This is a genomic window from Klebsiella sp. A52, assembly GCF_018388785.1.
GTDB lineage: Bacteria > Pseudomonadota > Gammaproteobacteria > Enterobacterales > Enterobacteriaceae > Klebsiella > Klebsiella aerogenes.
Map to the genome: position 1 here is coordinate 2,686,110 of NZ_CP074437.1, position 22,694 is coordinate 2,708,803.

Sequence of the window (22,694 nt, forward strand, 5' to 3'; positions counted from 1 at the left end):
TCTTATTTTAACAAAATGTTACCTTCGTCCGTAGGCATCGCCGACGTTGCTCATTATAATGCGCGCCAGGCCATACGATCGTATGTGCAACAACAGAACATTTAATTAGAGGTAATCATGGCTATTGAACGTACTTTTTCCATCATCAAACCAAACGCGGTGGCAAAAAACGTTATTGGCAGCATCTTTTCTCGCTTTGAAGCTGCAGGGTTCAAAATCGTCGGCACCAAAATGCTGCATCTGACCGTTGAGCAGGCTCGCGGCTTCTATGCTGAGCACGAAGGCCGTCCGTTCTTCGACGGTCTGGTTGAGTTCATGACCTCCGGCCCGATCGTGGTTTCCGTACTGGAAGGCGAAAACGCGGTTCAGCGTCACCGTGACCTGCTGGGCGCGACCAACCCGGACAACGCCCTGGCCGGTACCCTGCGCGCTGACTACGCTGACAGCTTCACCGAGAACGGCACCCACGGTTCCGACTCTGTAGAGTCTGCTGCTCGCGAAATCGCGTTCTTCTTTGCTGAAGGCGAGGTTTGCCCGCGCACTCGCTAATCTCCTGCGTCTTTCACGCCACAGCTTTGTTGGCTTCATTCGCGCACCCCGGTCACATAGTTATCTATGCTCCCGGGGATTTGCGAACTCGCCGCCTCGCTGTGACCTGAAATACTTTGGAGATACGACCCTCGTCTTTTCGACCGTCGCGGCGTGGCCTGACAATCGAAAAGCCTTAGAGGATTGAGCAGTCAGTTACAGATTTTTTTATCATTGCTTTGTGCAAACGTGGCAATGATGCGCCAGAATTTGTAGAATATAGCGCCCCTGGACGAGCAGTCGCTCTCCGGGGCGTTTCTTTTTCAACCCACCTGGGGCCATAACGTGTAATAACGAGGCCGGAAAAATTATGTCTGAACAAATTGTCACACCTGATACCGCCGCTCTGACGGTGCCGAATAAAGATGCCAAAATCAACCTGCTGGATTTAAACCGTCAGCAGATGCGCGAGTTTTTCAAAAACATGGGCGAGAAGCCTTTCCGCGCCGATCAGGTGATGAAATGGATGTATCACTACTGCTGCGATGACTTTGATGAAATGACCGACATCAACAAAGTCCTGCGCGGCAAACTGAAGGAAGTCGCCGAGATCCGCGCGCCGGAAGTCGTTGAAGAGCAGCGCTCCAGCGACGGCACCATCAAATGGGCGATTGCCGTTGGCGATCAGCGCGTTGAAACGGTCTACATCCCGGAAGAAGACCGCGCCACGCTGTGCGTCTCTTCACAGGTTGGCTGTGCGCTGGAATGTAAATTCTGCTCCACCGCTCAGCAAGGCTTCAACCGTAACCTGCGCGTTTCCGAAATTATCGGCCAGGTCTGGCGCGCGGCGAAAATCGTCGGTGCGGTGAAGACTACCGGCGTACGTCCAATTACCAACGTGGTAATGATGGGTATGGGCGAGCCGCTGCTGAACCTCAATAACGTCGTTCCGGCGATGGAAATCATGCTGGATGATTTCGGTTTTGGTCTCTCCAAACGTCGCGTGACCTTGTCCACTTCCGGCGTGGTGCCGGCGCTGGATAAACTCGGCGACATGATCGACGTTGCGCTGGCGATTTCTCTGCACGCGCCGAACGACACCATCCGCGACGAAATTGTACCGATTAACAAAAAGTACAATATTGAGACCTTCCTGAACTCGGTGCGCGGCTATATTTCGAAGTCCAACGCCAACCAGGGCCGCGTGACTATCGAGTACGTCATGCTGGATCACGTCAACGACGGTACCGAGCACGCCCACGAACTGGCGGCGCTGCTGAAAGATACGCCGTGCAAGATCAACCTGATCCCATGGAACCCGTTCCCGGGCGCGCCGTATGGCCGTAGTTCTAACAGCCGTATCGATCGTTTCTCCAAAGTGCTGATGGAATATGGTTTCACCACCATCGTGCGTAAAACCCGCGGCGACGATATCGATGCTGCCTGCGGCCAACTGGCGGGCGACGTAATCGACCGTACCAAACGTACGCTGCGTAAGCGTATGCAGGGCGAAGCGATCGACGTGAAAGCCGTCTGATAAGTTATGCAGCGCACAGCTTTCGCTGCGCGCTGCATAAATATGTCGAATTGCCAGGCGAAATACGCTGATTCGGTTAATAATTACGGTGCGTTTTTGTCGACTTTGAGGCAGTATGTAGCGGTACAACAACCGCTTAGCATTCAATATTGATAAGTCTCTGTGATAGTCGCCCGGACAGCCTTATACTGTCGGTTGACGTTGAGCAGTGTCTCGCGGCGCAGGCTCTTTCCCGCGCTGAACTTTAAATTTCACGTACCAGTAGTTGTAGCGAATGAATACTGAAGCCACTCAAGACCATCAAGAAGCAAACTCTACGGGCGCGCGCCTGCGTAATGCCCGCGAACAACTCGGACTCAGCCAGCAAGCGGTGGCTGAGCGCTTATGCCTGAAGGTTTCCACGGTTCGTGATATTGAAGAAGATAAGGCGCCAGCCGATCTTGCTTCGACCTTCCTGCGCGGCTATATCCGTTCCTACGCTCGCCTCGTACATATCCCGGAAGAAGAACTGCTGCCGATGATGGCGAAGCAAGCGCCAATTCGCGCCGCTAAAGTGGCACCGATGCAGAGCTTCTCGCTGGGTAAACGTCGTAAAAAACGCGACGGTTGGCTGATGAGCTTTACCTGGCTGATTTTGTTTGTGGTTATCGGCCTGAGCGGCGCATGGTGGTGGCAAGACCACAAAGCGCAGCAGGAAGAGATCACCAGCATGGCCGATCAATCCACCAGCGATCTGAACAGTAGCGATAGCGGCAGCCAGTCAATTCCGCTGGACACCGGTTCGGCGAATAACGCGCCGGATACGACGGCAGCCAATACCAATAGCGCGCCGGTCGATAACTCGACTGCGCCAGCCGCGAGCGCGCCAGCGGCTACCTCCGCGCCGGCGGATAACAACGCCGTGGTCGCCCCTTCGCAGGCGAACGTCGATACCGCCGCCACCGCGCCGGCTGCGCCAGCCCCGACCTCCGCATTGCCTACCGATCAGGCCAATGCCGCAGCGGCGGCTTCCGCTCAGGATCTGGTAATGAACTTTAGCGCCGATTGCTGGCTGGAAGTGAGCGATGCGACCGGTAAAAAACTGTTCAGCGGCCTGCAGCGTAAAGGCGGGAACCTGAACCTGAGCGGTCAGGCGCCGTATAAGCTGAAAATCGGCGCCCCGGCTGCGGTACAAATCCAGTATCTGGGCAAACCAGTCGATTTGAGTCGTTTTATCAGAACTAACCAGGTTGCGCGTCTGACCCTTAATGCCGAACAATCACCGGCGCAGTAACAGACGGGTAACGCGGGAGATTTTTCATGCATAACCAGGCTCCGATTCAACGTAGAAAGTCCAAACGCATTTACGTTGGTAATGTGCCGATTGGCGATGGGGCTCCCATCGCCGTACAGTCGATGACCAATACTCGCACCACCGATGTGGCCGCGACGGTAAATCAAATTAAAGCGCTGGAGCGCGTGGGCGCGGACATCGTCCGCGTTTCCGTCCCGACGATGGACGCAGCGGAAGCTTTCAAGCTCATCAAACAGCAGGTCAACGTCCCGCTGGTCGCCGATATCCACTTTGACTACCGTATCGCGCTGAAAGTCGCGGAATATGGCGTTGATTGCCTGCGCATCAACCCAGGCAACATCGGTAACGAAGAGCGTATCCGCATGGTTGTGGACTGCGCGCGCGACAAAAACATTCCTATCCGCATCGGCGTCAACGCCGGTTCGCTGGAAAAAGATCTGCAGGAAAAATACGGCGAGCCGACGCCGCAGGCGCTGTTAGAGTCCGCCATGCGTCACGTCGATCATCTCGATCGTTTGAACTTCGATCAGTTCAAAGTTAGCGTAAAAGCTTCTGATGTCTTCCTCGCCGTTGAATCCTATCGCCTGTTGGCGAAGCAGATCGATCAGCCGCTGCATCTCGGGATCACCGAAGCCGGCGGCGCGCGTAGCGGCGCGGTAAAATCCGCGATCGGTTTAGGTTTGCTGCTGTCTGAAGGGATCGGCGATACCCTGCGCGTGTCGCTGGCTGCCGATCCGGTGGAAGAGATCAAAGTCGGCTTCGATATCCTGAAGTCGCTGCGCATCCGTTCCCGCGGTATTAACTTCATCGCTTGCCCAACCTGCTCGCGTCAGGAGTTTGACGTCATCGGTACGGTGAACGCGCTGGAGCAGCGTCTGGAAGATATCATCACTCCGATGGATGTTTCGATCATCGGCTGTGTGGTTAACGGCCCAGGCGAAGCGCTGGTTTCTACCCTCGGCGTCACCGGTGGCAACAAGAAAAGCGGCCTGTACGAAGACGGCGTGCGCAAAGACCGACTGGACAATAATGACATGATCGACCAGCTGGAAGCGCGTATCCGCGCGAAAGCCACCATGCTGGATGAAGCGCGTCGTATTGAAGTTCAGCAGGTTGAAGCAAAATAACGTGTTGGGAAGCAATACGCTTCCCGTGTATGATTGAACCTGCGGGCGCAAGGCGCCGGGGTTCATTTTTATATATAAAGAGAATAAACGTGGCAAAGAACATTCAAGCCATCCGTGGCATGAACGATTATCTGCCGGGCGAAACCGCTCTCTGGCAGCGCATTGAAGGCTCACTGAAGCAGGTGCTTGGTAGCTACGGTTACAGCGAAATTCGTTTGCCGATTGTAGAGCAGACCCCGTTATTCAAACGCGCGATCGGCGAAGTGACCGACGTGGTTGAAAAAGAGATGTATACCTTCGAAGACCGCAATGGCGATAGCCTGACGCTGCGTCCGGAAGGAACGGCGGGCTGCGTACGTGCCGGCATCGAACATGGTCTGCTGTACAATCAAGAACAGCGTCTGTGGTACGTGGGGCCGATGTTCCGCCACGAACGTCCGCAGAAAGGACGCTACCGTCAGTTCCATCAGATTGGCGCGGAAGTCTTTGGCCTGCAGGGCCCGGACATCGACGCCGAGCTTATCATGTTGACCGCGCGCTGGTGGCGCGAGCTGGGCATTTCCGATCACGTCAGCCTTGAGCTGAACTCCATCGGTTCGCTGGAGGCGCGTGCCGCCTATCGCGACGCGCTGGTTGCCTATCTGGAACAATTTAAAGATAAGCTTGATGAAGACTGCAAACGCCGCATGTATACCAACCCGCTGCGCGTGCTGGACTCTAAAAATCCGGAAGTACAGGCGCTGCTGAACGATGCGCCGGCGCTGGGCGATTATCTGGACGACGAGTCCAAAGAACACTTCGCCGGTCTGTGCGCGCTGCTCGACGCGGCCGGAATTCGCTATACCGTCAACCAGCGTTTGGTGCGCGGGCTTGACTATTACAATCGCACCGTATTTGAGTGGGTCACCACCAGCCTCGGTTCGCAGGGCACCGTCTGCGCCGGCGGCCGTTACGACGGTCTGGTTGAGCAGCTTGGCGGTCGCGCGACGCCGGGCGTTGGCTTTGCGATGGGCCTGGAACGTCTTGTTTTGCTGGTTCAGGCAGTCAATCCGGAATTTAAAGCCGATCCTGTTGTCGATATATACCTGGTAGCCTCCGGTACCGATACTCAGTCCGCAGCAATGCGTCTGGCTGAGCAGGTTCGCGATGCGCTGCCCGGCGTTAAGCTGATGACTAACCACGGCGGCGGTAACTTTAAGAAGCAGTTCGCTCGCGCTGACAAGTGGGGCGCGCGCGTCGCGCTGGTGGTCGGTGAGTCAGAAATTGCTGACGGAAACGTGGTAGTGAAGGATTTACGCTCAGGTGAGCAAACTACCGTAACGCAGGATAGCGTTGCCGCGCATTTGCGCACACTTCTGGGTTAATTTCCCGGAAACCATTAGTCAGGAGAAGGACTGCGTGGAAACTTTCAACAACGAAAACGAGCAGGTCGACGCCCTCAAGCGTTTCTTTGCCGAGAACGGTAAAGCGCTGGCCGTCGGGGTGATTTTAGGGATCGGCGCGCTGGTTGGCTGGCGCTACTGGACTTCCCATCAGCTGGATTCGGCCCGGGATTCCTCTCTGGCCTACGAAAATGCCATTTCCGCGCTGAAATCGGGTACGCCTGAAACGCTGACCGCGGCGGAGAAATTCGCCGCCGACAGTAAAAACACCTATGGCGCGTTCGCATCGCTGGAGCTCGCGCAGCGTCTGGTCGACAAAAACGATCTGCAGGGCGCAGAGAAGCAGCTGCAACAAGGGCTGACTGCCGCCTCCGATGATAACCTGAAATCGGTTATCAATATGCGTCTGGCCCGCGTACAGCTGCAGCTCAAGCAGCCGGATGCGGCGCTGAAAACCCTGGAAGGCATTAAAGGCGAAGGCTGGACCGCTATCGTCGCCGATTTGCGTGGTGAAATTCTGCTGAGCAAAGGCGACAAGCAGGGCGCCCGCGCGGCCTGGGAAGCAGGCGTGAAAAGCGATGCATCGCCAGCGCTCAGCGAAATGATGCGTATGAAAATAAATAATTTGTCCATCTGAGAGGGACTCGATGCAATTGCGTAAATTACTTTTGCCAGGGCTGCTTTCCGTCACCTTACTGAGCGGTTGCTCGCTGTTTAACAGCGAAGAAGACGTGGTGAAAATGTCACCGCTGCCGACGGTGGAAAACCAGTTTACGCCGTCCACGTCCTGGAGCACTTCAGTTGGCGATGGTATCGGTGATTTCTATTCCAACCTGCACCCGGCGTTTGCTGACAGCGTTGTGTATGCGGCTGACCGTAAAGGCACCGTGAAAGCGCTGCACGCTGAAGACGGAAAAGAAGTCTGGTCGGTGAACCTGGCGGAAAAAGACGGCTGGTTCTCGCGCGCCCCGGCGCTGCTCTCCGGCGGGCTGACCGTTTCCGGCGGCCACGTTTATGTTGGTACTGAAAAGGCGCAGCTGTTCGCGCTGAATACCAGCGACGGTACCGTTGCGTGGCAGAGCCGTGTTGCGGGTGAAGCGATTTCTCGTCCGGTCGTTAGCGATGGCATGGTACTGGTGCATACCAGTAACGGTCAGCTGCAGGCGCTGAACGAAACCGACGGCGCGGTAAAATGGACCGTGAACCTGGACATGCCGGCGCTCTCCCTGCGCGGTGAATCCGCTCCGGCCACCGCTTATGGCGCGGCAATTGTCGGCGGCGATAACGGCCGCGTCAGCGCCGTGCTGATGCAGCAGGGGCAGATGATTTGGCAGCAGCGTATTTCTACGGCTACCGGCCCGACTGAGATCGACCGTCTGAACGACGTTGACACCACGCCGGTTATCGTTAATGGCGTTGTTTATACGTTGGCTTATAATGGCAACCTGACCGCGCTGGATCTGCGCAGCGGCCAGATTATCTGGAAACGCGAACTGGGTTCAGTGAACGATTTCATCGTTGACGGCAATCGTATCTATCTGGTCGATCAGAATGACCGCCTGCTGGCGCTGACCACCGATGGCGGCGTAACGCTGTGGACCCAGAGCGATCTGCTGCACCGTCTGCTGACCGCTCCGGCGCTGTATAACGGCAGCCTGGTGGTAGGCGACAGCGAAGGCTACATGCACTGGATCAATCCGGAAGACGGCCACTTTGTGGCGCAGCAGAAAGTCGATAGTTCCGGCTTCCTGACCGACCCGGTTATCGCCGACGGTCGCCTGCTTATCCAGGCCAAAGACGGTACGCTATATTCAATCACGCGTTAACTCGCGCGGTAGTATCGCTTTAATAAACGGCTCCTGACAGACAGGGGCCGTTTTGACTTTTTAAAAAACCTCGTAAAATGAGGTTGTATTGCAATTTGTATGAGGCATTTAACATGATACCTGTGGTCGCGCTTGTCGGGCGCCCTAACGTTGGAAAATCCACGCTCTTCAACCGCTTAACGCGCACTCGTGACGCGTTGGTCGCGGATTTCCCGGGGCTGACTCGCGACCGTAAGTACGGTCGTGCTGAAGTGGAAGGCCGCGAATTCATCTGTATCGATACCGGCGGTATCGACGGTACGGAAGAAGGCGTGGAAACCCGGATGGCGGAACAGTCGCTGCTGGCGATTGAAGAGGCCGACGTGGTGCTGTTTATGGTTGATGCGCGCGCGGGCCTGATGCCGGCGGATTCCGCAATCGCCAAACATCTGCGTTCTCGCGAAAAACCGACCTTCCTGGTGGCGAACAAAACCGACGGCATCGACGTCGATCAGGCGATGGCCGACTTCTGGTCGCTGGGGCTGGGCGATATTTATCCGATCGCCGCTTCGCACGGTCGCGGCGTTACCAGCCTGCTGGAACATGTGTTGCTGCCGTGGGTGGATGAGGTTAATCCGCAGGAAGAAGTGGATGAAGACGCCGCCTACTGGGCGCAATTTGAAGCCGAGCAAAACGGCGAAGAAGCTGAAGAGCCGGAAGACGACTTCAACCCGCAAGATCTCCCGATTAAGCTGGCGATCGTCGGTCGTCCAAATGTCGGTAAGTCAACGCTGACTAACCGTATTCTCGGCGAAGATCGCGTGGTGGTTTACGATATGCCGGGCACAACCCGCGACAGCATCTACATTCCGATGCAGCGCGATGAACGCGAATATGTGCTTATCGATACCGCTGGTGTGCGTAAGCGCGGCAAAATTACCGACGTCGTGGAGAAATTCTCGGTCATCAAGACGCTGCAGGCGATTGAAGACGCCAACGTGGTGATGCTGGTCATTGATGCCCGTGAAGGCATCTCCGATCAGGACCTATCGCTGCTGGGCTTTATCCTTAACAGCGGTCGTTCCCTGGTTATCGTGGTCAACAAATGGGATGGCCTGAGCCAGGAAGTGAGAGAGCAGGTGAAAGAAACCCTCGACTTCCGTCTGGGCTTCATCGACTTCGCCCGCGTGCACTTTATCTCCGCTCTGCACGGCAGCGGCGTCGGCAACCTGTTCGAATCGGTGCGTGAAGCATACGACAGCGCCACCCGTCGCGTGGGTACCGCCATGCTGACCCGTATTATGACCATGGCGGCAGAAGATCATCAGCCGCCGCTGGTACGCGGTCGCCGCGTGAAGCTGAAGTATGCGCACGCCGGCGGTTATAACCCGCCGATCGTGGTGATTCACGGCAATCAGGTGAAAGACCTGCCGGATTCCTACAAGCGTTACCTGATGAACTACTTCCGTAAATCGCTGGATGTCATGGGTACGCCGATCCGCATTCAGTTCAAGGAAGGGGAAAACCCGTTTGCCAATAAACGCAATACCCTGACGCCGAACCAGATGCGTAAGCGTAAGCGCTTGATTAAACATATCAAGAAAAGCAAATAATGCAGAAACCCGCCGCTGGCGGGTTTTTTTATCCACCCTATTCAACGCTTCGCCGGGTCAGCAACGCTGACGTATGACGTGATAAACTCATGCTATTCATTATGAGAAGGAGACACCATGGAACTCAATTGCCCCATTTGTCATGCCCGGTTGGAAACGCAAGGCAACGGCGCGCATTGCGCGCACTGTGAGAAGGATTTTGCTTTAGAGGCGCGCTGCCCGGACTGCCATCAGCCGCTGGAAGTACTGAAGGCCTGCGGCGCGGTGGATTATTTCTGCCAGCACGGCCACGGACTGATTTCGAAAAAACGCGTCGAATTTGTGCTCAGTTAATCGCTAACGCAGCCTTCACCATTTCGCCAGAGTTCAACCAGCGCCTCCGGCGCCCGCTCTTCCGGGACGAGAATGATCAGGCTGTGATAGTGCTGGGCGCTGATTATTTGGATACGAAAGAAACGCTGGTCGCCGCTACCCGGGGAATCCGGCTGCCCCGGCGGCTTGCCGAGCGGCAACGACTGCTGCAGTATTGCGGCGATGCGCTGTTTTTGTTGCTCGTTAAGTTGCGCTACGACAATCTTACGCATGCCGCTAAGCGTCGGGAACCAGGCGACGCCGCCTTCACGCGCCAGTTCAATAATCGCGTCATCGCTAAGATCGGCCTCGTTCATGATGTGACTCCAACGCCCTCCCAGGCCTGGCGAATCGTATCGGCGACCGCTTTACCAAAACGTTTTTCGCCATGTTGAATCGTCAGTCTGGCAAAGGCTGAAAAATCGGCGTCTTTGGCCAGTGACTTATCACAAACCGCGTCGTACCAGGCGTATCCCGCTTTTTCCCATGCAAAACCACCCAGCGCGCTGGCGGCGAGATAGAAAGCATGATTAGGAATGCCGGAGTTAATATGCACGCCGCCGTTATCCTGCTGGGTATGCACAAAATCTTTCATATGGGCGGGTTGCGGGTCTTTGCCAAGAATGGGGTCATCATAGGCGGTCCCCGGATGCGACATCGATCGCAGTCCTTGGCCGTGAATCCCTTTCGCGAGGAGCCCCTCGCCAATTATCCAGTCTGCTTTATCTGCCGTTTGCTGGCGTTGATATTGCTTGACCAGCGAGCCAAAAACATCGGAAAGCGATTCATTGAGCGCGCCGGATTGTTCGAAATAGATAAGCCCGGCTTCGCTCTCCGTAACGCCATGGCTTAACTCGTGCGCCACCACATCAATCGCAATTGTAAAACGATTAAAGATCTCGCCATCGCCATCGCCAAACACCATTTGCTGCCCGTTCCAGAAGGCGTTTTGATATTCGTGACCATAGTGGACGCTGCCGGTCAGCTTCAATCCGCGGTTGTCCAGCGAATCGCGATGATAGCTCTTCCAGAAAAACTCATGGGTGATGCCGAGATAGTCGTAGGCTTCATCGACGGCGACATCGCCGTTGGAAGGTTGTCCTTCAAAGCGCACCTGGAATCCTGGAAGTTCCTGAGTCTGCCTGGCATCGTAAATGTCGCGCTCAAGCTGGCCTGGCGTGGCGACATGGGCGGCGGCGGGGCGGCCCGGCACGTGCGCCATCAGGGTTTGTACATGGCTCAGCGTTTGCTGCGCGCAGCGCTGCTGCTGAACGGAACCATGGTCGACAATACGGCGTAAAATGTAGGGTGGAATCACGAAACGAGGACAAGTATCTGGCATATCACGCTCCCTGGCCGGATGAACGGTGTTAAAAGGGCATGACAGCAGTATAGTTATCCCCGCTTGAAACGGGGGATAATCAGACTTTTTTGCGGGCGCGCGTTTTCTTCACCGGGGTAATGGTTGTCACTTCGCTTTCGATCCAACCATCTTCCAGCCGGGTAGTGACAACATCGCCAGCCTGCACCTGTTTGATTTTTTTCAGTACCTTGCCGTCACCGGCTGATGTGACGCTATAGCCACGAGCCAGCGTCGCCAGCGGGCTGACGGCTTCCAGATGCGTCACGGTATTGCCGAAACGCTCGCGCTGCTCGCTCAGTCGGGCGCGAATATTTTCCGCCAGACGATACTCCAGTTGCTGAATACGCGACTGCGCGCGATGGATACGCGGCTGCGGGTTTTGCTGATTCAACCGCTGCGCGGCGCGCTGCTGGCGCTGGTCGGCACGTTTGAGCTGGCTTTCCAGCGCAAAGCGCATCCGCTGACGCAGGCGTTCCAGTTCGGTCTGCTGACGCGCTAAACGCAGCTGCGGATGCTGCTGCTGTAAGCGGTGGAACAACTGCGTAAAGCGGCGCTGGCGGTTGGCGAGGAAGTAATCCATCGCCATCTCCAGGCGCTGCTGGCCGGACTGTAGCTGACGCAGAAGCTCCTGCTGATTGCGGCTGACGATCTCTGCCGCCGCAGAGGGCGTCGGCGCCCGCAGGTCGGCGACAAAGTCGGCGATGGTGACGTCGGTTTCATGGCCGACGGCGCTCACTACCGGAATGCGGCTGGCGAAGATCGCCCGCGCGACCCGTTCGTCGTTAAAGCTCCATAAATCTTCCAGCGAACCGCCGCCGCGCCCGACGATCAGCACGTCGCATTCCTGGCGCTGGTTGGCTACTGCTATCGCGCGCACGATTTGCCCCGGCGCATCATCGCCTTGCACCGCCGTGGGATAGACGATAACCGGCAGCGAGGGATCGCGGCGTTTCAACACATGTAAAATATCATGCAGCGCGGCGCCGGTTTTGGAGGTGATAACGCCGACGCAGTGCGCGGGTGAGGGGAGCGCCTGCTTGTGACTTTGATCGAATAACCCTTCCGCCGTCAGGAGCGCTTTGAGCTGCTCATATTTCTGCTGCAGCAGGCCTTCACCGGCGGGTTGCATGCTTTCGACGATGATCTGGTAGTCGCCGCGCGGCTCGTAAAGCGTAATGTTGGCGCGAACCAGCACCTGCTGGCCATGCTGCGGGCGAAACGTGACGCGGCGGTTGCTGTTGCGAAACATCGCGCAGCGCACCTGGGCGTTATCGTCTTTTAAGGTGAAGTACCAGTGGCCGGAAGAGGGCTGGCTGAAGTTAGAGATCTCGCCGCTTATCCAGACCTGGCCCATTTCGCGTTCCAGCAGTAAGCGAACCGTCTGATTCAGGCGGCTGACCGTAAATATTGCAGGGGATTGAGATGGCAACATGTGAGCAAGATCAAATTCTAAATCAGCAGGTTATTCAGTCGATAGTAACGCGCTGAGAGGGGATCGCAAGTATTATTTGCAAAAAAGGGTGGATGCAATCGGTTACGCTCTGTATAATGCCACGGCAATATTTATCCACCCTGGTCGAGATATTGCCCATGCTACGTATCGCTAAAGAAGCCCTGACGTTTGACGACGTCCTCCTTGTTCCCGCTCATTCTACCGTTCTGCCGAATACCGCCGATCTCAGCACGCAGCTGACGAAAACGATTCGTCTGAATATTCCTATGCTCTCCGCGGCGATGGATACCGTAACTGAAGCGCGCCTGGCAATTGCCCTGGCCCAGGAAGGCGGCATCGGCTTTATTCATAAAAACATGTCAATCGAGCGCCAGGCTGAAGAAGTCCGCCGCGTGAAGAAACATGAATCCGGCGTGGTAAGCGATCCACAGACCGTTCTGCCGACTACCACCCTGCGCGAAGTGAAAGAACTGACCGAACGTAACGGTTTCGCCGGTTATCCGGTAGTGACCGAAGACAACGAACTGGTCGGTATTATCACCGGCCGCGACGTGCGTTTTGTTACCGACCTGAATCAGCCGGTCAGCGTTTATATGACGCCGAAAGAGCGCCTGGTCACCGTGCGTGAAGGCGAAAGCCGTGAAGTAGTCTTCGCGAAAATGCACGAAAAACGCGTAGAAAAAGCGCTGGTAGTGGATGATAGCTTCCATCTGCGCGGCATGATCACCGTAAAAGATTTCCAGAAAGCGGAACGTAAACCGAATGCGTGTAAAGACGAGCACGGTCGTCTGCGCGTTGGCGCCGCCGTTGGTGCTGGCGCCGGTAACGAAGAGCGCGTTGACGCGCTGGTCGCCGCAGGCGTTGACGTTCTGCTGATCGACTCCTCTCACGGTCACTCCGAAGGCGTTCTGCAGCGTATTCGCGAAACGCGCGCTAAATATCCTGACCTGCAAATCATCGGCGGCAACGTGGCGACCGGCGCGGGCGCTCGTGCCCTGGCGGAAGCGGGCGTCAGCGCGGTGAAAGTGGGTATTGGCCCTGGCTCCATCTGTACTACCCGTATCGTTACCGGCGTAGGCGTTCCGCAGATCACCGCTGTTTCTGACGCGGTTGAAGCGCTGGAAGGCACCGGTATTCCGGTTATCGCCGATGGCGGTATCCGCTTCTCCGGCGATATCGCAAAAGCGATTGCCGCAGGCGCCGCCGCGGTGATGGTAGGCTCCATGCTGGCCGGTACCGAAGAATCCCCGGGTGAAATCGAGCTCTATCAGGGCCGTTCTTATAAATCCTACCGCGGTATGGGTTCCCTGGGCGCGATGTCCAAAGGTTCCTCTGACCGTTACTTCCAGAGCGATAACGCCGCTGACAAACTGGTACCGGAAGGTATCGAAGGCCGCGTTGCCTATAAAGGCCGCCTGAAAGAGATCATTCACCAGCAGATGGGCGGCCTGCGCTCCTGTATGGGTCTGACCGGTTGTGGTACTATTGACGCACTGCGTACCAAAGCAGAGTTCGTGCGCATCAGCGGCGCGGGCATCCAGGAGAGCCACGTTCACGACGTGACGATCACCAAGGAATCCCCGAACTACCGCATGGGCTCCTGATTTTCATCGCCCGGCTACGCGCCGGGCGATTTTTATTCAATCATCGCTACTTCTCTGGAATTAACGTCAATGACGGATAACATTCATAAACATCGCATTCTTATCCTGGACTTCGGTTCACAGTACACCCAGCTGGTTGCACGTCGCGTACGTGAGTTAGGGGTCTATTGCGAACTCTGGGCTTGGGACGTGACCGAAGCTCAAATCCGTGAGTTCAACCCGAACGGCATCATTCTTTCCGGCGGCCCGGAAAGCACTACCGAAGACAACAGCCCGCGCGCGCCGCAGTACGTCTTCGAGGCCGGCGTACCGGTATTCGGCGTATGCTACGGCATGCAGACCATGGCCATGCAGCTGGGCGGCCACGTTGAAGCTTCCAACGAGCGCGAGTTCGGTTACGCGCAGGTGGAAGTGCAGACCGACAGCGCGCTGATCAAGGGCATCGAAGATGCGCTGAGCGCTGACGGTAAGCCGCTGCTGGACGTGTGGATGAGCCATGGTGATAAAGTCACCGCTATCCCTTCCGACTTTGTGACCGTCGCCAGCACTGAGAGTTGCCCGTTCGCCATCATGGCGAATGAAGAAAAACGCTTCTACGGCGTACAGTTCCACCCGGAAGTCACCCACACCCGTCAGGGGCTGCGTATGCTGGAGCGCTTCGTGCGCGACATCTGCCAGTGTGAAGCGCTGTGGACGCCGGCGAAAATCATCGACGACGCGGTTGAGCGTATTCGTCAGCAGGTGGGTGAAGATAAAGTCATCCTCGGCCTGTCCGGCGGCGTTGACTCTTCCGTTACCGCGATGCTGCTGCACCGCGCCATCGGTAAAAATCTGACCTGCGTATTCGTGGATAACGGCCTGCTGCGCCTGAACGAAGCTGAGCAGGTTATGGATATGTTCGGCGACCGTTTCGGCCTGAACATCGTACACGTTGCGGCGGAAGATCGCTTCCTGACCGCGCTGAAGGGCGAAAACGATCCGGAAGCGAAGCGTAAAATCATTGGCCGCGTCTTCGTTGAAGTGTTTGACGAAGAAGCGCTGAAGCTGGAAGACGTGAAATGGCTGGCGCAGGGCACTATCTACCCTGACGTGATCGAATCCGCCGCTTCCGCGACCGGTAAAGCGCACGTCATCAAGTCTCACCACAACGTTGGCGGCCTGCCGAAAGAAATGAAGATGGGCCTCGTTGAGCCGCTGAAAGAGCTGTTCAAAGACGAAGTGCGTAAGATTGGTCTGGAGCTGGGCCTGCCGTACGACATGCTGTTCCGCCACCCGTTCCCGGGGCCGGGCCTCGGCGTTCGCGTACTTGGCGAAGTGAAGAAAGAGTACTGCGACCTGCTGCGTCGCGCGGACGCTATCTTCATTGAAGAACTGCGCAAAGCCGACCTGTATGACAAAGTAAGCCAGGCATTCACCGTGTTCCTGCCGGTTCGCTCCGTCGGCGTGATGGGCGATGGTCGTAAGTACGACTGGGTCGTCTCCCTGCGTGCGGTAGAAACCATCGACTTTATGACCGCGCACTGGGCGCACCTGCCGTATGATTTCCTCGGCCGCGTCTCCAACCGCATCATCAACGAAGTTAACGGTATTTCCCGTGTGGTGTACGACATCAGCGGCAAGCCGCCAGCGACTATTGAGTGGGAATAAGCCGATAACCCTTCCTGAGTTTTCATGAACGGGTAAAACTGCAATCAACCCTCTGTTTTTACAGAGGGTTTTTATTTATGTGCATTCATGAATTTTCTATGTGGCGCACAGTTCCTGACGGTAAATTTGACGTAATCGTCGAAAAAGTAGACAGTCCTCTTTAGTCAATACGTACAGTAATTAGTCAATTCTGACGGTATTTCCGGAGGGCGTATGCTTACCGATATCCAGCTTAAAAGACTTAAACCGCAGGAAAAAATCTACAAAGTTACCGATCGTGATGGGCTCTATGTGGCCGTATCGCCCACTGGAACTCGCTCATTTCGTTACGATTATCGGATTAATGGCCGTCGTGAAACCCTGACCATTGGACAGTATGGCGCTGACGGTATTTCACTGGCTGAAGCGCGTGAACAACTCATTGCCGCCAAAAAGCTGATCAAGTCAGGCGTGTCGCCTGCTGTGAAGAAACGTGACGGTAAAAATCAGATCAGAAATGCGGAAACTTTCGCAAATTTTACCGTCAGCTATATGAAGCGTGCCTCTCTTGCAGACAGCACGAGATCGATGAAGCAGGCCGTCATTGACCGGGACATCATTCCTTTTCTGGGTAACAAGCAAATGGCGGAGATTACGCCATCAATGGTTCGAACCCTGTGCGATCGCATCGTGGATCGTGGCGGTAATGCCACGGCGGTACAGGCGCGTGAGATTATCAGTAGCGTTTATACATACGCGAAAAACCGGGGGCATGACTTTAAGAATCCCGCTCAGGATATCAAGGCCAGTTCGATAGCCACATTTTTTCCTCGTGACAGAACCCTTTCTCTGCCGGAAATTTCTATCTTCTTTAATACGCTGGATACCGTCGCTGGCATGCCCACGCTCAAACTGGCCCTGAAACTGATTTTTCTTACGCTGGTGCGTAAAAGTGAATTTACTCAGGCGACCTGGAATGAAGTGAATTTCAATACTAATGAATGGACCATACCCAAAGGCCGTATGAAAGGGGGACGGCCTCATGTCGTCTATCTTTCCCGTCAGGCTTGCGATCTGCTGGTGGCGCTGCAAATGTGTGCTGGAGGAAGTCCTTACTTACTTGCCGGGCGCTATAGCATCAACAAACCGTTGTCTAATGCAGCTCTCAACGGGGTTATTACCACGACGGTAAAAGTTGCACAGTCGCAGGGGAAGTCGCTGGAGCATTTTACCGTCCATGACATGCGACGAACCGCCAGCACTTTATTGCACGAGGCTGGGTATCCATCAGACTGGATAGAGAAATGCCTCGCACATGAACAAAAAGGGGTGAGGGCAATTTACAACAAAGCGAAATATGCACAGCAGCGTGCTTACATGTTGCAGCAGTGGGCGGATATGGTTGATGGGTGGATCGCCGGGACGCTGGTGAGGCTTACACCGTTTTCTCCAACCAACTACGAAAAGTGGATGTTGGGCGAAGCCAGTGGTTTTAATTACGGTAATTAATACCATGACTCAGGCGTATCCACATTGATATCTAGAAATTGGCTGGATTCACCATATTTTTAATCTAAGGTCATAAGTAAATGGTTTGTATAAAGCGCTGTATGTAAAACCAGTGTTTTTATATATAGGTTTTTAAATGAGGTATAATGTGATAAGTTGGATAAAATGGATAATTTAACTTAGATATCAAAAGATTGCGTATTAGTTTAATGCACGATTGGGTGATAACTTTTTAAAGTATATCTTTAAGGTATTCTGAACATGCTTGAATGTCATTTCTATGCGCTACCTGCTGGCCAGGGGGATTGTTTAGTAATTCAATTCCAAGGGGACGATGGTAAATATCACAATATTCTCATTGATGGTGGGAATAGAAATCAATTAGAGTTTAACATACAGAAAAGAATGTTAATTTCGATAATTGATAATGGTAATAAAGGAATCTTTGATCTTGTAATTGTAACGCATAGTGATGACGATCACATTTCAGGTATTCTTAAAATTATGGGAGATAGTGATTTAGAGCCACTGGTAAAAGAGTTATGGTTTAATTCTGAGAAAACAATAAATTCTTTTTTTAATACTAAATGTAAAAATACACAAAAATATAACCTTGATGGGAAAGTTATCGGAAGTAATAAGTCATCAAGGGCGCAGGATAATAATTTATACACTATTTTAGATAAAGGTAATAAGTGGAATAAAAGAATTATATTATCAGGGATGTCAGAAAAAATAGCTAATTTGACTATTAATATATTATCACCTACTAAAGATAAATTATCTGCTCTTAATAAATATTGGCCTAAACAGAAGTTAGGTCCAGTTAAATCCAGTGGAGAACATGGATATGATTATAAGACTTCATTGCGAGAGTTTTATGAGAAAATGGATAATTTTACAGAGGACAATAGTGTTGTCAATGGAGCTAGTATAGCATTAAGTATTGAATGGAAAGAAAGACGATTCCTGCTTCTTTCCGATGCTCATCCTACTATTGTCGCAGAAAGTATAATAGATTTATACGGCGTAGAGAAAACAATATTCGATATAGTCAAAATGTCCCATCATGGGAGTGCGAAAAATATCAATAACGATTTGCTCTCTTTGATCAGTTGTCGTGATTTTGTAATTTCAGCTGACGCAAATAAACGGCATTTTCATCCGAATAAAGAAGCGTTAAGTCGTGTGTTATTTAGTAATGGTATAGAAAACACTATATTTCATTTTACTTACGACAAGGAAGAGTTAAGAAATATATTTTCATCGGAGCCAGATGTTATGGTGAGGTTTCCATGCAACAAAAATGATGGAGTTCATCTCTCTTATGAGTATTGATATAGCAGATAAGTTGGGAGTGAAAGTAAGCTATAACAATAAAAATAGTAGTGGTTTTATTTGCCATGGTGATGATTATTCTTATGTATTAACTGCAAAGCATTCAATATGTAAATCCAGTCCTAACGATTGTAAGTTTAAACATAAGAAATGTGATACCTGTGTTTTTAGTGGTGTGGCAAAAACTAAAGTAAGCATTTGCAAACCTGATACTGATACTTTTCCCCTATGCAAAGTAAAGGATATTTTACTTTCTCCAAAGAAAGATGTTGCTATTTTGGTCTTAAATGATAAATCTCATCTTGATTTAAAAAGAAAAGAATTACCAGGAACAAAAATCATTAATGCTGCTAATTATAATTCATCACATAAATTTGTTTCTTGCGGTTATCCTGCAATTAATGAACATCAATCTGTTCAACCTTTGCACTATAATAATTTTAGTTTATTTAGAAATGAAAAAATTTGTCTTCAAATTATTAGTGATACATTGACTGCATTAGAGGATCCTAAAAATGGTCTTTCAGGAAACTCTGGTGCAGGGATTATTTTAAATTCATCAAGTTGTGTGGGGTTACTAGGGCTTTATACTGATACTGGTGATTATGGTATTTGTTATGGTGATATAGTCGATTTTTCTATAAATGAGCTTCTTACATCTTCCGGATACGTCCCTTTAGAAATGGAAGAGGATCTATCAAATAATTTTAAAGCACTAATTCATTCCGATTTTATGGAGTGCTTTGTCCGAATGGAATGTGATTTAAATTTAGACAAAAATCGAATTGTTAATCTGTATAGGCTCTGTTTAGATGGAAAAAAATATGACTATGTTAAGATTGGTGATCGGTTAATTGATTGTATTCCATCATTTTCCCTTTCCCGTAAACAATTAATGAGGTGTCGCGAGAGAAATACATTTGGAAATGCTACGCTATCCGCGATACGTAATTTTTTGAAAATAGAAAGGAAGACAAAAATATCCGAAATGTTATTACAAGGATTCCTTGAATCGTATCTGCATGCGCCTAAACTGTATTCATTTGATGAAATAAATAATGCAGGTTTTCATGGTGCCCATGTTAAATTTAATAAAAATAGGAATGTTGAGTTAATTCATTCGGCTGCATTTATATCTAATTCGCTAGCGGATGGCGTTTCATATGCGATAGATGCTATTCTTAAAGCATTTCCTGAGTTAAGATCGTTGGATGGTTTGCTTGGTAATACATTTTTAGAAACAAACTTTACCGAAGATGAGTGCCAAATCCTAGCCAGTCTTCTTATCCCGGGAGAGTCTTCTTATTCGCAGGGTTATGAAGACAGATTGGCTATATTTATTGGCTATAACCATAAGATTGAAGAGTCACTCATATATGAGAATGCATCTAGATTTCCGTCTTTACTTGAACAAAAAATTATTCTTAATGTTCAGCAGGCACTAGAATATCGGAAAGAGGAAATCAATAAATTATCAATAGTTAACGCAACTATTGATTGTTTTTTTGTTCCATTCGATGATGTGAATAAATTTAATGACGAGTTCATTGAGAGTCTGAAAAATGAAGAAGCTTGATTCTTTCATTATAGAAAAAATATTTAACAGCGGATATTTTAAAAAGCTTTATAAAAAAATAATAAAAGCATATTCTGCGTTGACTTTAGAATCTGAGAACCATTTCAATATTTCCAATACAGAGTTGAGAGACATATTTAGATTTATTGATTTGTTGGCGAACTCATCTAATCAAAATGCTAGGATGTGTGCATATCACTGGATTAGTTTACTTGAACCATTTTCTGATAAATGGGGGAAATTCTCACTTATCTCTTCTTTAGTCTACTCTAAACTTGGTTTATACGCATTAGATTTTAATGATCATGCTCTTCCATTTTCGCAGCGACTTGAGAATGAAGCGAAGAAATCTACCCAAACATTTAATAACACATATATATTCACCGATGCACAGTTTGATATTTATACGGATATGCTGAAATCACCTTATTATAGTTTTTCAGGTCCAACGTCATTGGGGAAGTCATTTATTCTAAAGCGCTATATTGAAGAGATTATTCAAAATTCTACATCAAACATTGTCATCTTAGTCCCAACAAGAGCATTGATTAGTCAGTTTTCTTTGGAGATTAAAAATGAATTATATGAACTTATTGAAAATTTCAATTATAAAATAGTGACTCACGGATCATTAGCAAGTAAATCAGATGCCGTAATCATTAAGCATATTTTTATATTGACGCCGGAACGATTGCTTAATTTGTTCTCGCAAGGCAAGGCTGTTAGTATAGATTATTTGTTTGTAGATGAAGCACATAAATTATCAAATAATGATGACTCAGATGTGCGGAGCCTTACAGAGTATAATGCTATCGACAGTGCATTATTCAACAATCCAAATATGAAAATTGTTTTTTCTTCCCCAAATATTGAAAATCCTGAGGTTTTTTTAAATCTTTTTGGGCGTGAAAAAATTTATGCAAGTAGGATTATTGAATCACCAGTGTCACAAAATCTTTATCTTATTGATTTTCATAAAAAAGAAATTAAATATTTTTCTAATTCAGAATGCATCGATATTGAAAGTGATTCTTTATATACACTCAATAAAAAAAGTGATTTTATCTATAATATAGGAAGCCGACATGGATCAAATATGATATATTGTTCTAGTCGGGCTAAAGCTGTTGATTCTGCACTTGAATTTTATCAAATAAGGCTCTCAGAAAATATTGTTTTATCTCCTTTGTTGATTGATTCCATAAAAAAAATAAGGAATTATATTCATCCTGAGTATTATTTAGCTATGTTTCTAATGAAGCGAATTGCTTATCATCATGGACAATTACCACAAGCAATAAGAAATATAGTTGAAGAATTATTCCGAAATGGAGATATTGATTTTATCTTTTGTACACCTACTTTGGTTGAAGGCGTTAATATGCCAACTCGGAATATATTTATCAATTGTGATGATAAAATTAGATTAATCGCTGATGCGAAAAAAAATCCTAATAAGACACTTGCCTTTTGGAATCTGGCTGGCCGGGCGGGTAGATATTGCAAGGAGTTATCTGGGAATATTTTTTGTTTACAGGATGAATCAAATCGATGGGATAATACTGATATTTTTTTAGAGAAAACAGCGCATTTAACTACAACTATAGATGCCCGGATAGAAAGTAAATCTGGGTTAAGAGAAATAGAGCGCTATCTTTCTGATGCGGAGACTGATATTTCTAAAAGGAACCAGGCGATAGAGTATCTCGCTAATATTATGGCTGTAGACACTATTAGATTTAAAAATAATCTAAAAGATAGTTTTGTCCTGCGGAAATTTTATGATATACATCGAGAAGAATTGTTATCTCTTGCTAAAGTAAAAGCAAATGGTATTTTAGACATTCCTATAGATATTATCAATTCCTATAAATCTCTTAATTTTAAAATACAACGAAAAGTATTTGATTACGTTAGCGTATCTCCTGTAAACAAAAAACTCCCATCGCTCGACTATGCAAATATTTTGTCTGTATTGGAGTTGTTTTATGATCTTTATAGATGGGGTGAAACAGAAACTAAATATGTAAAATCAAAAGAACAATTGACTTATTTTGCTACTTTAATGAATCAGTGGACCAATGATTATTCAATAAACAGAATTATAAACGAAAATATTGATCTAAAAAGAACCATTGTCATTGAACGGGGACAACAACCAATACCTTTTGATAAAAACGATATTAATCATGTTAACAAAGTGATCGATGATATTCTTTATAACATAGAGAGAATTTTATCGTTCTTTTTTGAAAAATATTTCAATCACTACTATAAATGTCTGGCAGCAATTTTAGGTGAGGACAATGCGGGACATAATTGGGCGACATTTCTTGAGTATGGCTCTAAGAATCCATTATGTATTAGCTTACAAACATTAGGCATTTCAAGGCATGCTGCAAATATAATTGCGTCTTCCAGAGAACTTAGGAAATATTTAAAGTTCAATGAGGATTCATATGAGCTAATTAGTGTTAATAAGCAAGGGTTGTTGAATTCTTTGCAAAAAGATTCTGTTGAATATGGAGAGATTAAAATATTTCTTTGAAGATTGGGCTATTTATGAGGCTAATATATTGAGTGTATGG

At 49.9% G+C, this 22,694-nt stretch carries 18 protein-coding genes; 15 read left to right on the forward strand and 3 right to left on the reverse strand.

Annotated features, from left to right (window positions below; translation table 11 throughout):
* The first annotated feature begins 117 nt into the window (after positions 1-117).
* The 9 genes from ndk (at position 118) to KGA69_RS12815 (ending at position 9,619) form a co-directional block, all read left to right on the forward strand.
* A complete protein-coding gene (gene ndk / locus KGA69_RS12775) occupies positions 118-549 on the forward strand; it encodes a nucleoside-diphosphate kinase (protein ID WP_004866348.1) in 432 nt (143 codons plus the stop codon).
* A 349-nt stretch (positions 550-898) separates the two neighbouring features.
* On the forward strand, positions 899-2,065 hold the full coding sequence (locus KGA69_RS12780) for a dual-specificity RNA methyltransferase RlmN (RefSeq protein WP_015370322.1): 1,167 nt from the start codon (positions 899-901) through the stop codon (positions 2,063-2,065).
* Positions 2,066-2,339: 274 nt separating this feature from the next.
* Complete coding sequence (rodZ, locus tag KGA69_RS12785) at positions 2,340-3,338, forward strand: cytoskeleton protein RodZ (RefSeq protein ID WP_045392718.1); 999 nt, start codon at positions 2,340-2,342, stop codon at positions 3,336-3,338.
* A gap of 26 nt (positions 3,339-3,364) precedes the next feature.
* Positions 3,365-4,486, forward strand: a complete 1,122-nt coding sequence (ispG, locus tag KGA69_RS12790) for a flavodoxin-dependent (E)-4-hydroxy-3-methylbut-2-enyl-diphosphate synthase (RefSeq protein ID WP_015370324.1) — start codon at positions 3,365-3,367, stop codon at positions 4,484-4,486.
* Positions 4,487-4,575: 89 nt separating this feature from the next.
* Positions 4,576-5,850: a histidine--tRNA ligase gene (hisS, locus tag KGA69_RS12795; RefSeq protein WP_015703166.1), complete on the forward strand. Its 1,275-nt coding sequence runs from the start codon at positions 4,576-4,578 to the stop codon at positions 5,848-5,850.
* Positions 5,851-5,884: 34 nt separating this feature from the next.
* Positions 5,885-6,505 (forward strand): YfgM family protein, encoded by a 621-nt coding sequence (locus KGA69_RS12800; RefSeq protein WP_045392715.1) that lies wholly within the window; start codon positions 5,885-5,887, stop codon positions 6,503-6,505.
* Between the two features lie 10 nt (positions 6,506-6,515).
* Complete coding sequence (gene bamB, locus KGA69_RS12805; RefSeq protein ID WP_213292361.1) at positions 6,516-7,694, forward strand: outer membrane protein assembly factor BamB; 1,179 nt, start codon at positions 6,516-6,518, stop codon at positions 7,692-7,694.
* Positions 7,695-7,807: 113 nt separating this feature from the next.
* Positions 7,808-9,286 (forward strand): ribosome biogenesis GTPase Der, encoded by a 1,479-nt coding sequence (der, locus tag KGA69_RS12810; RefSeq protein WP_049060146.1) that lies wholly within the window; start codon positions 7,808-7,810, stop codon positions 9,284-9,286.
* A gap of 117 nt (positions 9,287-9,403) precedes the next feature.
* Positions 9,404-9,619 (forward strand): zinc ribbon domain-containing protein, encoded by a 216-nt coding sequence (locus KGA69_RS12815; protein ID WP_045392709.1) that lies wholly within the window; start codon positions 9,404-9,406, stop codon positions 9,617-9,619.
* Here the strand turns inward: KGA69_RS12815 and KGA69_RS12820 are convergent.
* The 3 genes from KGA69_RS12820 to xseA all read right to left on the reverse strand — a co-directional run bounded on the left by KGA69_RS12820 (position 9,616) and on the right by xseA (position 12,432).
* Positions 9,616-9,954 (reverse strand): protealysin inhibitor emfourin, encoded by a 339-nt coding sequence (locus KGA69_RS12820; protein ID WP_045392706.1) that lies wholly within the window; start codon positions 9,952-9,954, stop codon positions 9,616-9,618. The genes KGA69_RS12815 and KGA69_RS12820 overlap by 4 nt on opposite strands.
* Positions 9,951-10,979: a M4 family metallopeptidase gene (locus KGA69_RS12825; RefSeq protein ID WP_213292362.1), complete on the reverse strand. Its 1,029-nt coding sequence runs from the start codon at positions 10,977-10,979 to the stop codon at positions 9,951-9,953. Before KGA69_RS12825 ends, KGA69_RS12820 begins: the two co-directional genes overlap by 4 nt.
* Before the next feature lie 79 nt (positions 10,980-11,058).
* A complete protein-coding gene (gene xseA, locus KGA69_RS12830; RefSeq protein WP_213292363.1) occupies positions 11,059-12,432 on the reverse strand; it encodes an exodeoxyribonuclease VII large subunit in 1,374 nt (457 codons plus the stop codon).
* A gap of 158 nt (positions 12,433-12,590) precedes the next feature.
* On the opposite strand from xseA, the gene guaB reads away from it, so the two are divergent.
* The 6 genes from guaB to KGA69_RS12860 all read left to right on the forward strand — a co-directional run bounded on the left by guaB (position 12,591) and on the right by KGA69_RS12860 (position 22,654).
* Positions 12,591-14,057: an IMP dehydrogenase gene (gene guaB, locus KGA69_RS12835; protein ID WP_015370334.1), complete on the forward strand. Its 1,467-nt coding sequence runs from the start codon at positions 12,591-12,593 to the stop codon at positions 14,055-14,057.
* A gap of 69 nt (positions 14,058-14,126) precedes the next feature.
* A complete protein-coding gene (gene guaA, locus KGA69_RS12840; protein ID WP_015703162.1) occupies positions 14,127-15,704 on the forward strand; it encodes a glutamine-hydrolyzing GMP synthase in 1,578 nt (525 codons plus the stop codon).
* Between the two features lie 213 nt (positions 15,705-15,917).
* The gene (locus KGA69_RS12845) at positions 15,918-17,192 is read left to right on the forward strand and encodes a tyrosine-type recombinase/integrase (RefSeq protein ID WP_213292364.1); all 1,275 of its coding nucleotides are present in this window, start codon (positions 15,918-15,920) and stop codon (positions 17,190-17,192) included.
* A gap of 261 nt (positions 17,193-17,453) precedes the next feature.
* A complete protein-coding gene (locus tag KGA69_RS12850) occupies positions 17,454-18,530 on the forward strand; it encodes a ComEC/Rec2 family competence protein (RefSeq protein WP_213292365.1) in 1,077 nt (358 codons plus the stop codon).
* On the forward strand, positions 18,520-20,106 hold the full coding sequence (locus KGA69_RS12855; RefSeq protein WP_213292366.1) for a Hachiman antiphage defense system protein HamA: 1,587 nt from the start codon (positions 18,520-18,522) through the stop codon (positions 20,104-20,106). The genes KGA69_RS12850 and KGA69_RS12855 overlap by 11 nt, the downstream gene beginning before the upstream one ends.
* Positions 20,093-22,654 (forward strand): DEAD/DEAH box helicase, encoded by a 2,562-nt coding sequence (locus KGA69_RS12860; RefSeq protein WP_213292367.1) that lies wholly within the window; start codon positions 20,093-20,095, stop codon positions 22,652-22,654. The genes KGA69_RS12855 and KGA69_RS12860 overlap by 14 nt, the downstream gene beginning before the upstream one ends.
* Positions 22,655-22,694: the final 40 nt, after the last annotated feature.

Coding starts and splice junctions, on each gene's coding strand:
- xseA (WP_213292363.1), bottom strand. CDS start 12,432: ATGTTGCCATCTCAATCCCCTGCAATATTTACGGTCAGCCGCCTGAAT.
- KGA69_RS12850 (WP_213292365.1), top strand. CDS start 17,454: ATGCTTGAATGTCATTTCTATGCGCTACCTGCTGGCCAGGGGGATTGT.
- KGA69_RS12845 (WP_213292364.1), top strand. CDS start 15,918: ATGCTTACCGATATCCAGCTTAAAAGACTTAAACCGCAGGAAAAAATC.
- ispG (WP_015370324.1), top strand. CDS start 3,365: ATGCATAACCAGGCTCCGATTCAACGTAGAAAGTCCAAACGCATTTAC.
- guaA (WP_015703162.1), top strand. CDS start 14,127: ATGACGGATAACATTCATAAACATCGCATTCTTATCCTGGACTTCGGT.
- guaB (WP_015370334.1), top strand. CDS start 12,591: ATGCTACGTATCGCTAAAGAAGCCCTGACGTTTGACGACGTCCTCCTT.
- ndk (WP_004866348.1), top strand. CDS start 118: ATGGCTATTGAACGTACTTTTTCCATCATCAAACCAAACGCGGTGGCA.
- KGA69_RS12825 (WP_213292362.1), bottom strand. CDS start 10,979: ATGCCAGATACTTGTCCTCGTTTCGTGATTCCACCCTACATTTTACGC.
- bamB (WP_213292361.1), top strand. CDS start 6,516: ATGCAATTGCGTAAATTACTTTTGCCAGGGCTGCTTTCCGTCACCTTA.
- rodZ (WP_045392718.1), top strand. CDS start 2,340: ATGAATACTGAAGCCACTCAAGACCATCAAGAAGCAAACTCTACGGGC.
- der (WP_049060146.1), top strand. CDS start 7,808: ATGATACCTGTGGTCGCGCTTGTCGGGCGCCCTAACGTTGGAAAATCC.
- KGA69_RS12860 (WP_213292367.1), top strand. CDS start 20,093: ATGAAGAAGCTTGATTCTTTCATTATAGAAAAAATATTTAACAGCGGA.
- KGA69_RS12780 (WP_015370322.1), top strand. CDS start 899: ATGTCTGAACAAATTGTCACACCTGATACCGCCGCTCTGACGGTGCCG.
- KGA69_RS12815 (WP_045392709.1), top strand. CDS start 9,404: ATGGAACTCAATTGCCCCATTTGTCATGCCCGGTTGGAAACGCAAGGC.
- KGA69_RS12855 (WP_213292366.1), top strand. CDS start 18,520: ATGAGTATTGATATAGCAGATAAGTTGGGAGTGAAAGTAAGCTATAAC.
- KGA69_RS12820 (WP_045392706.1), bottom strand. CDS start 9,954: ATGAACGAGGCCGATCTTAGCGATGACGCGATTATTGAACTGGCGCGT.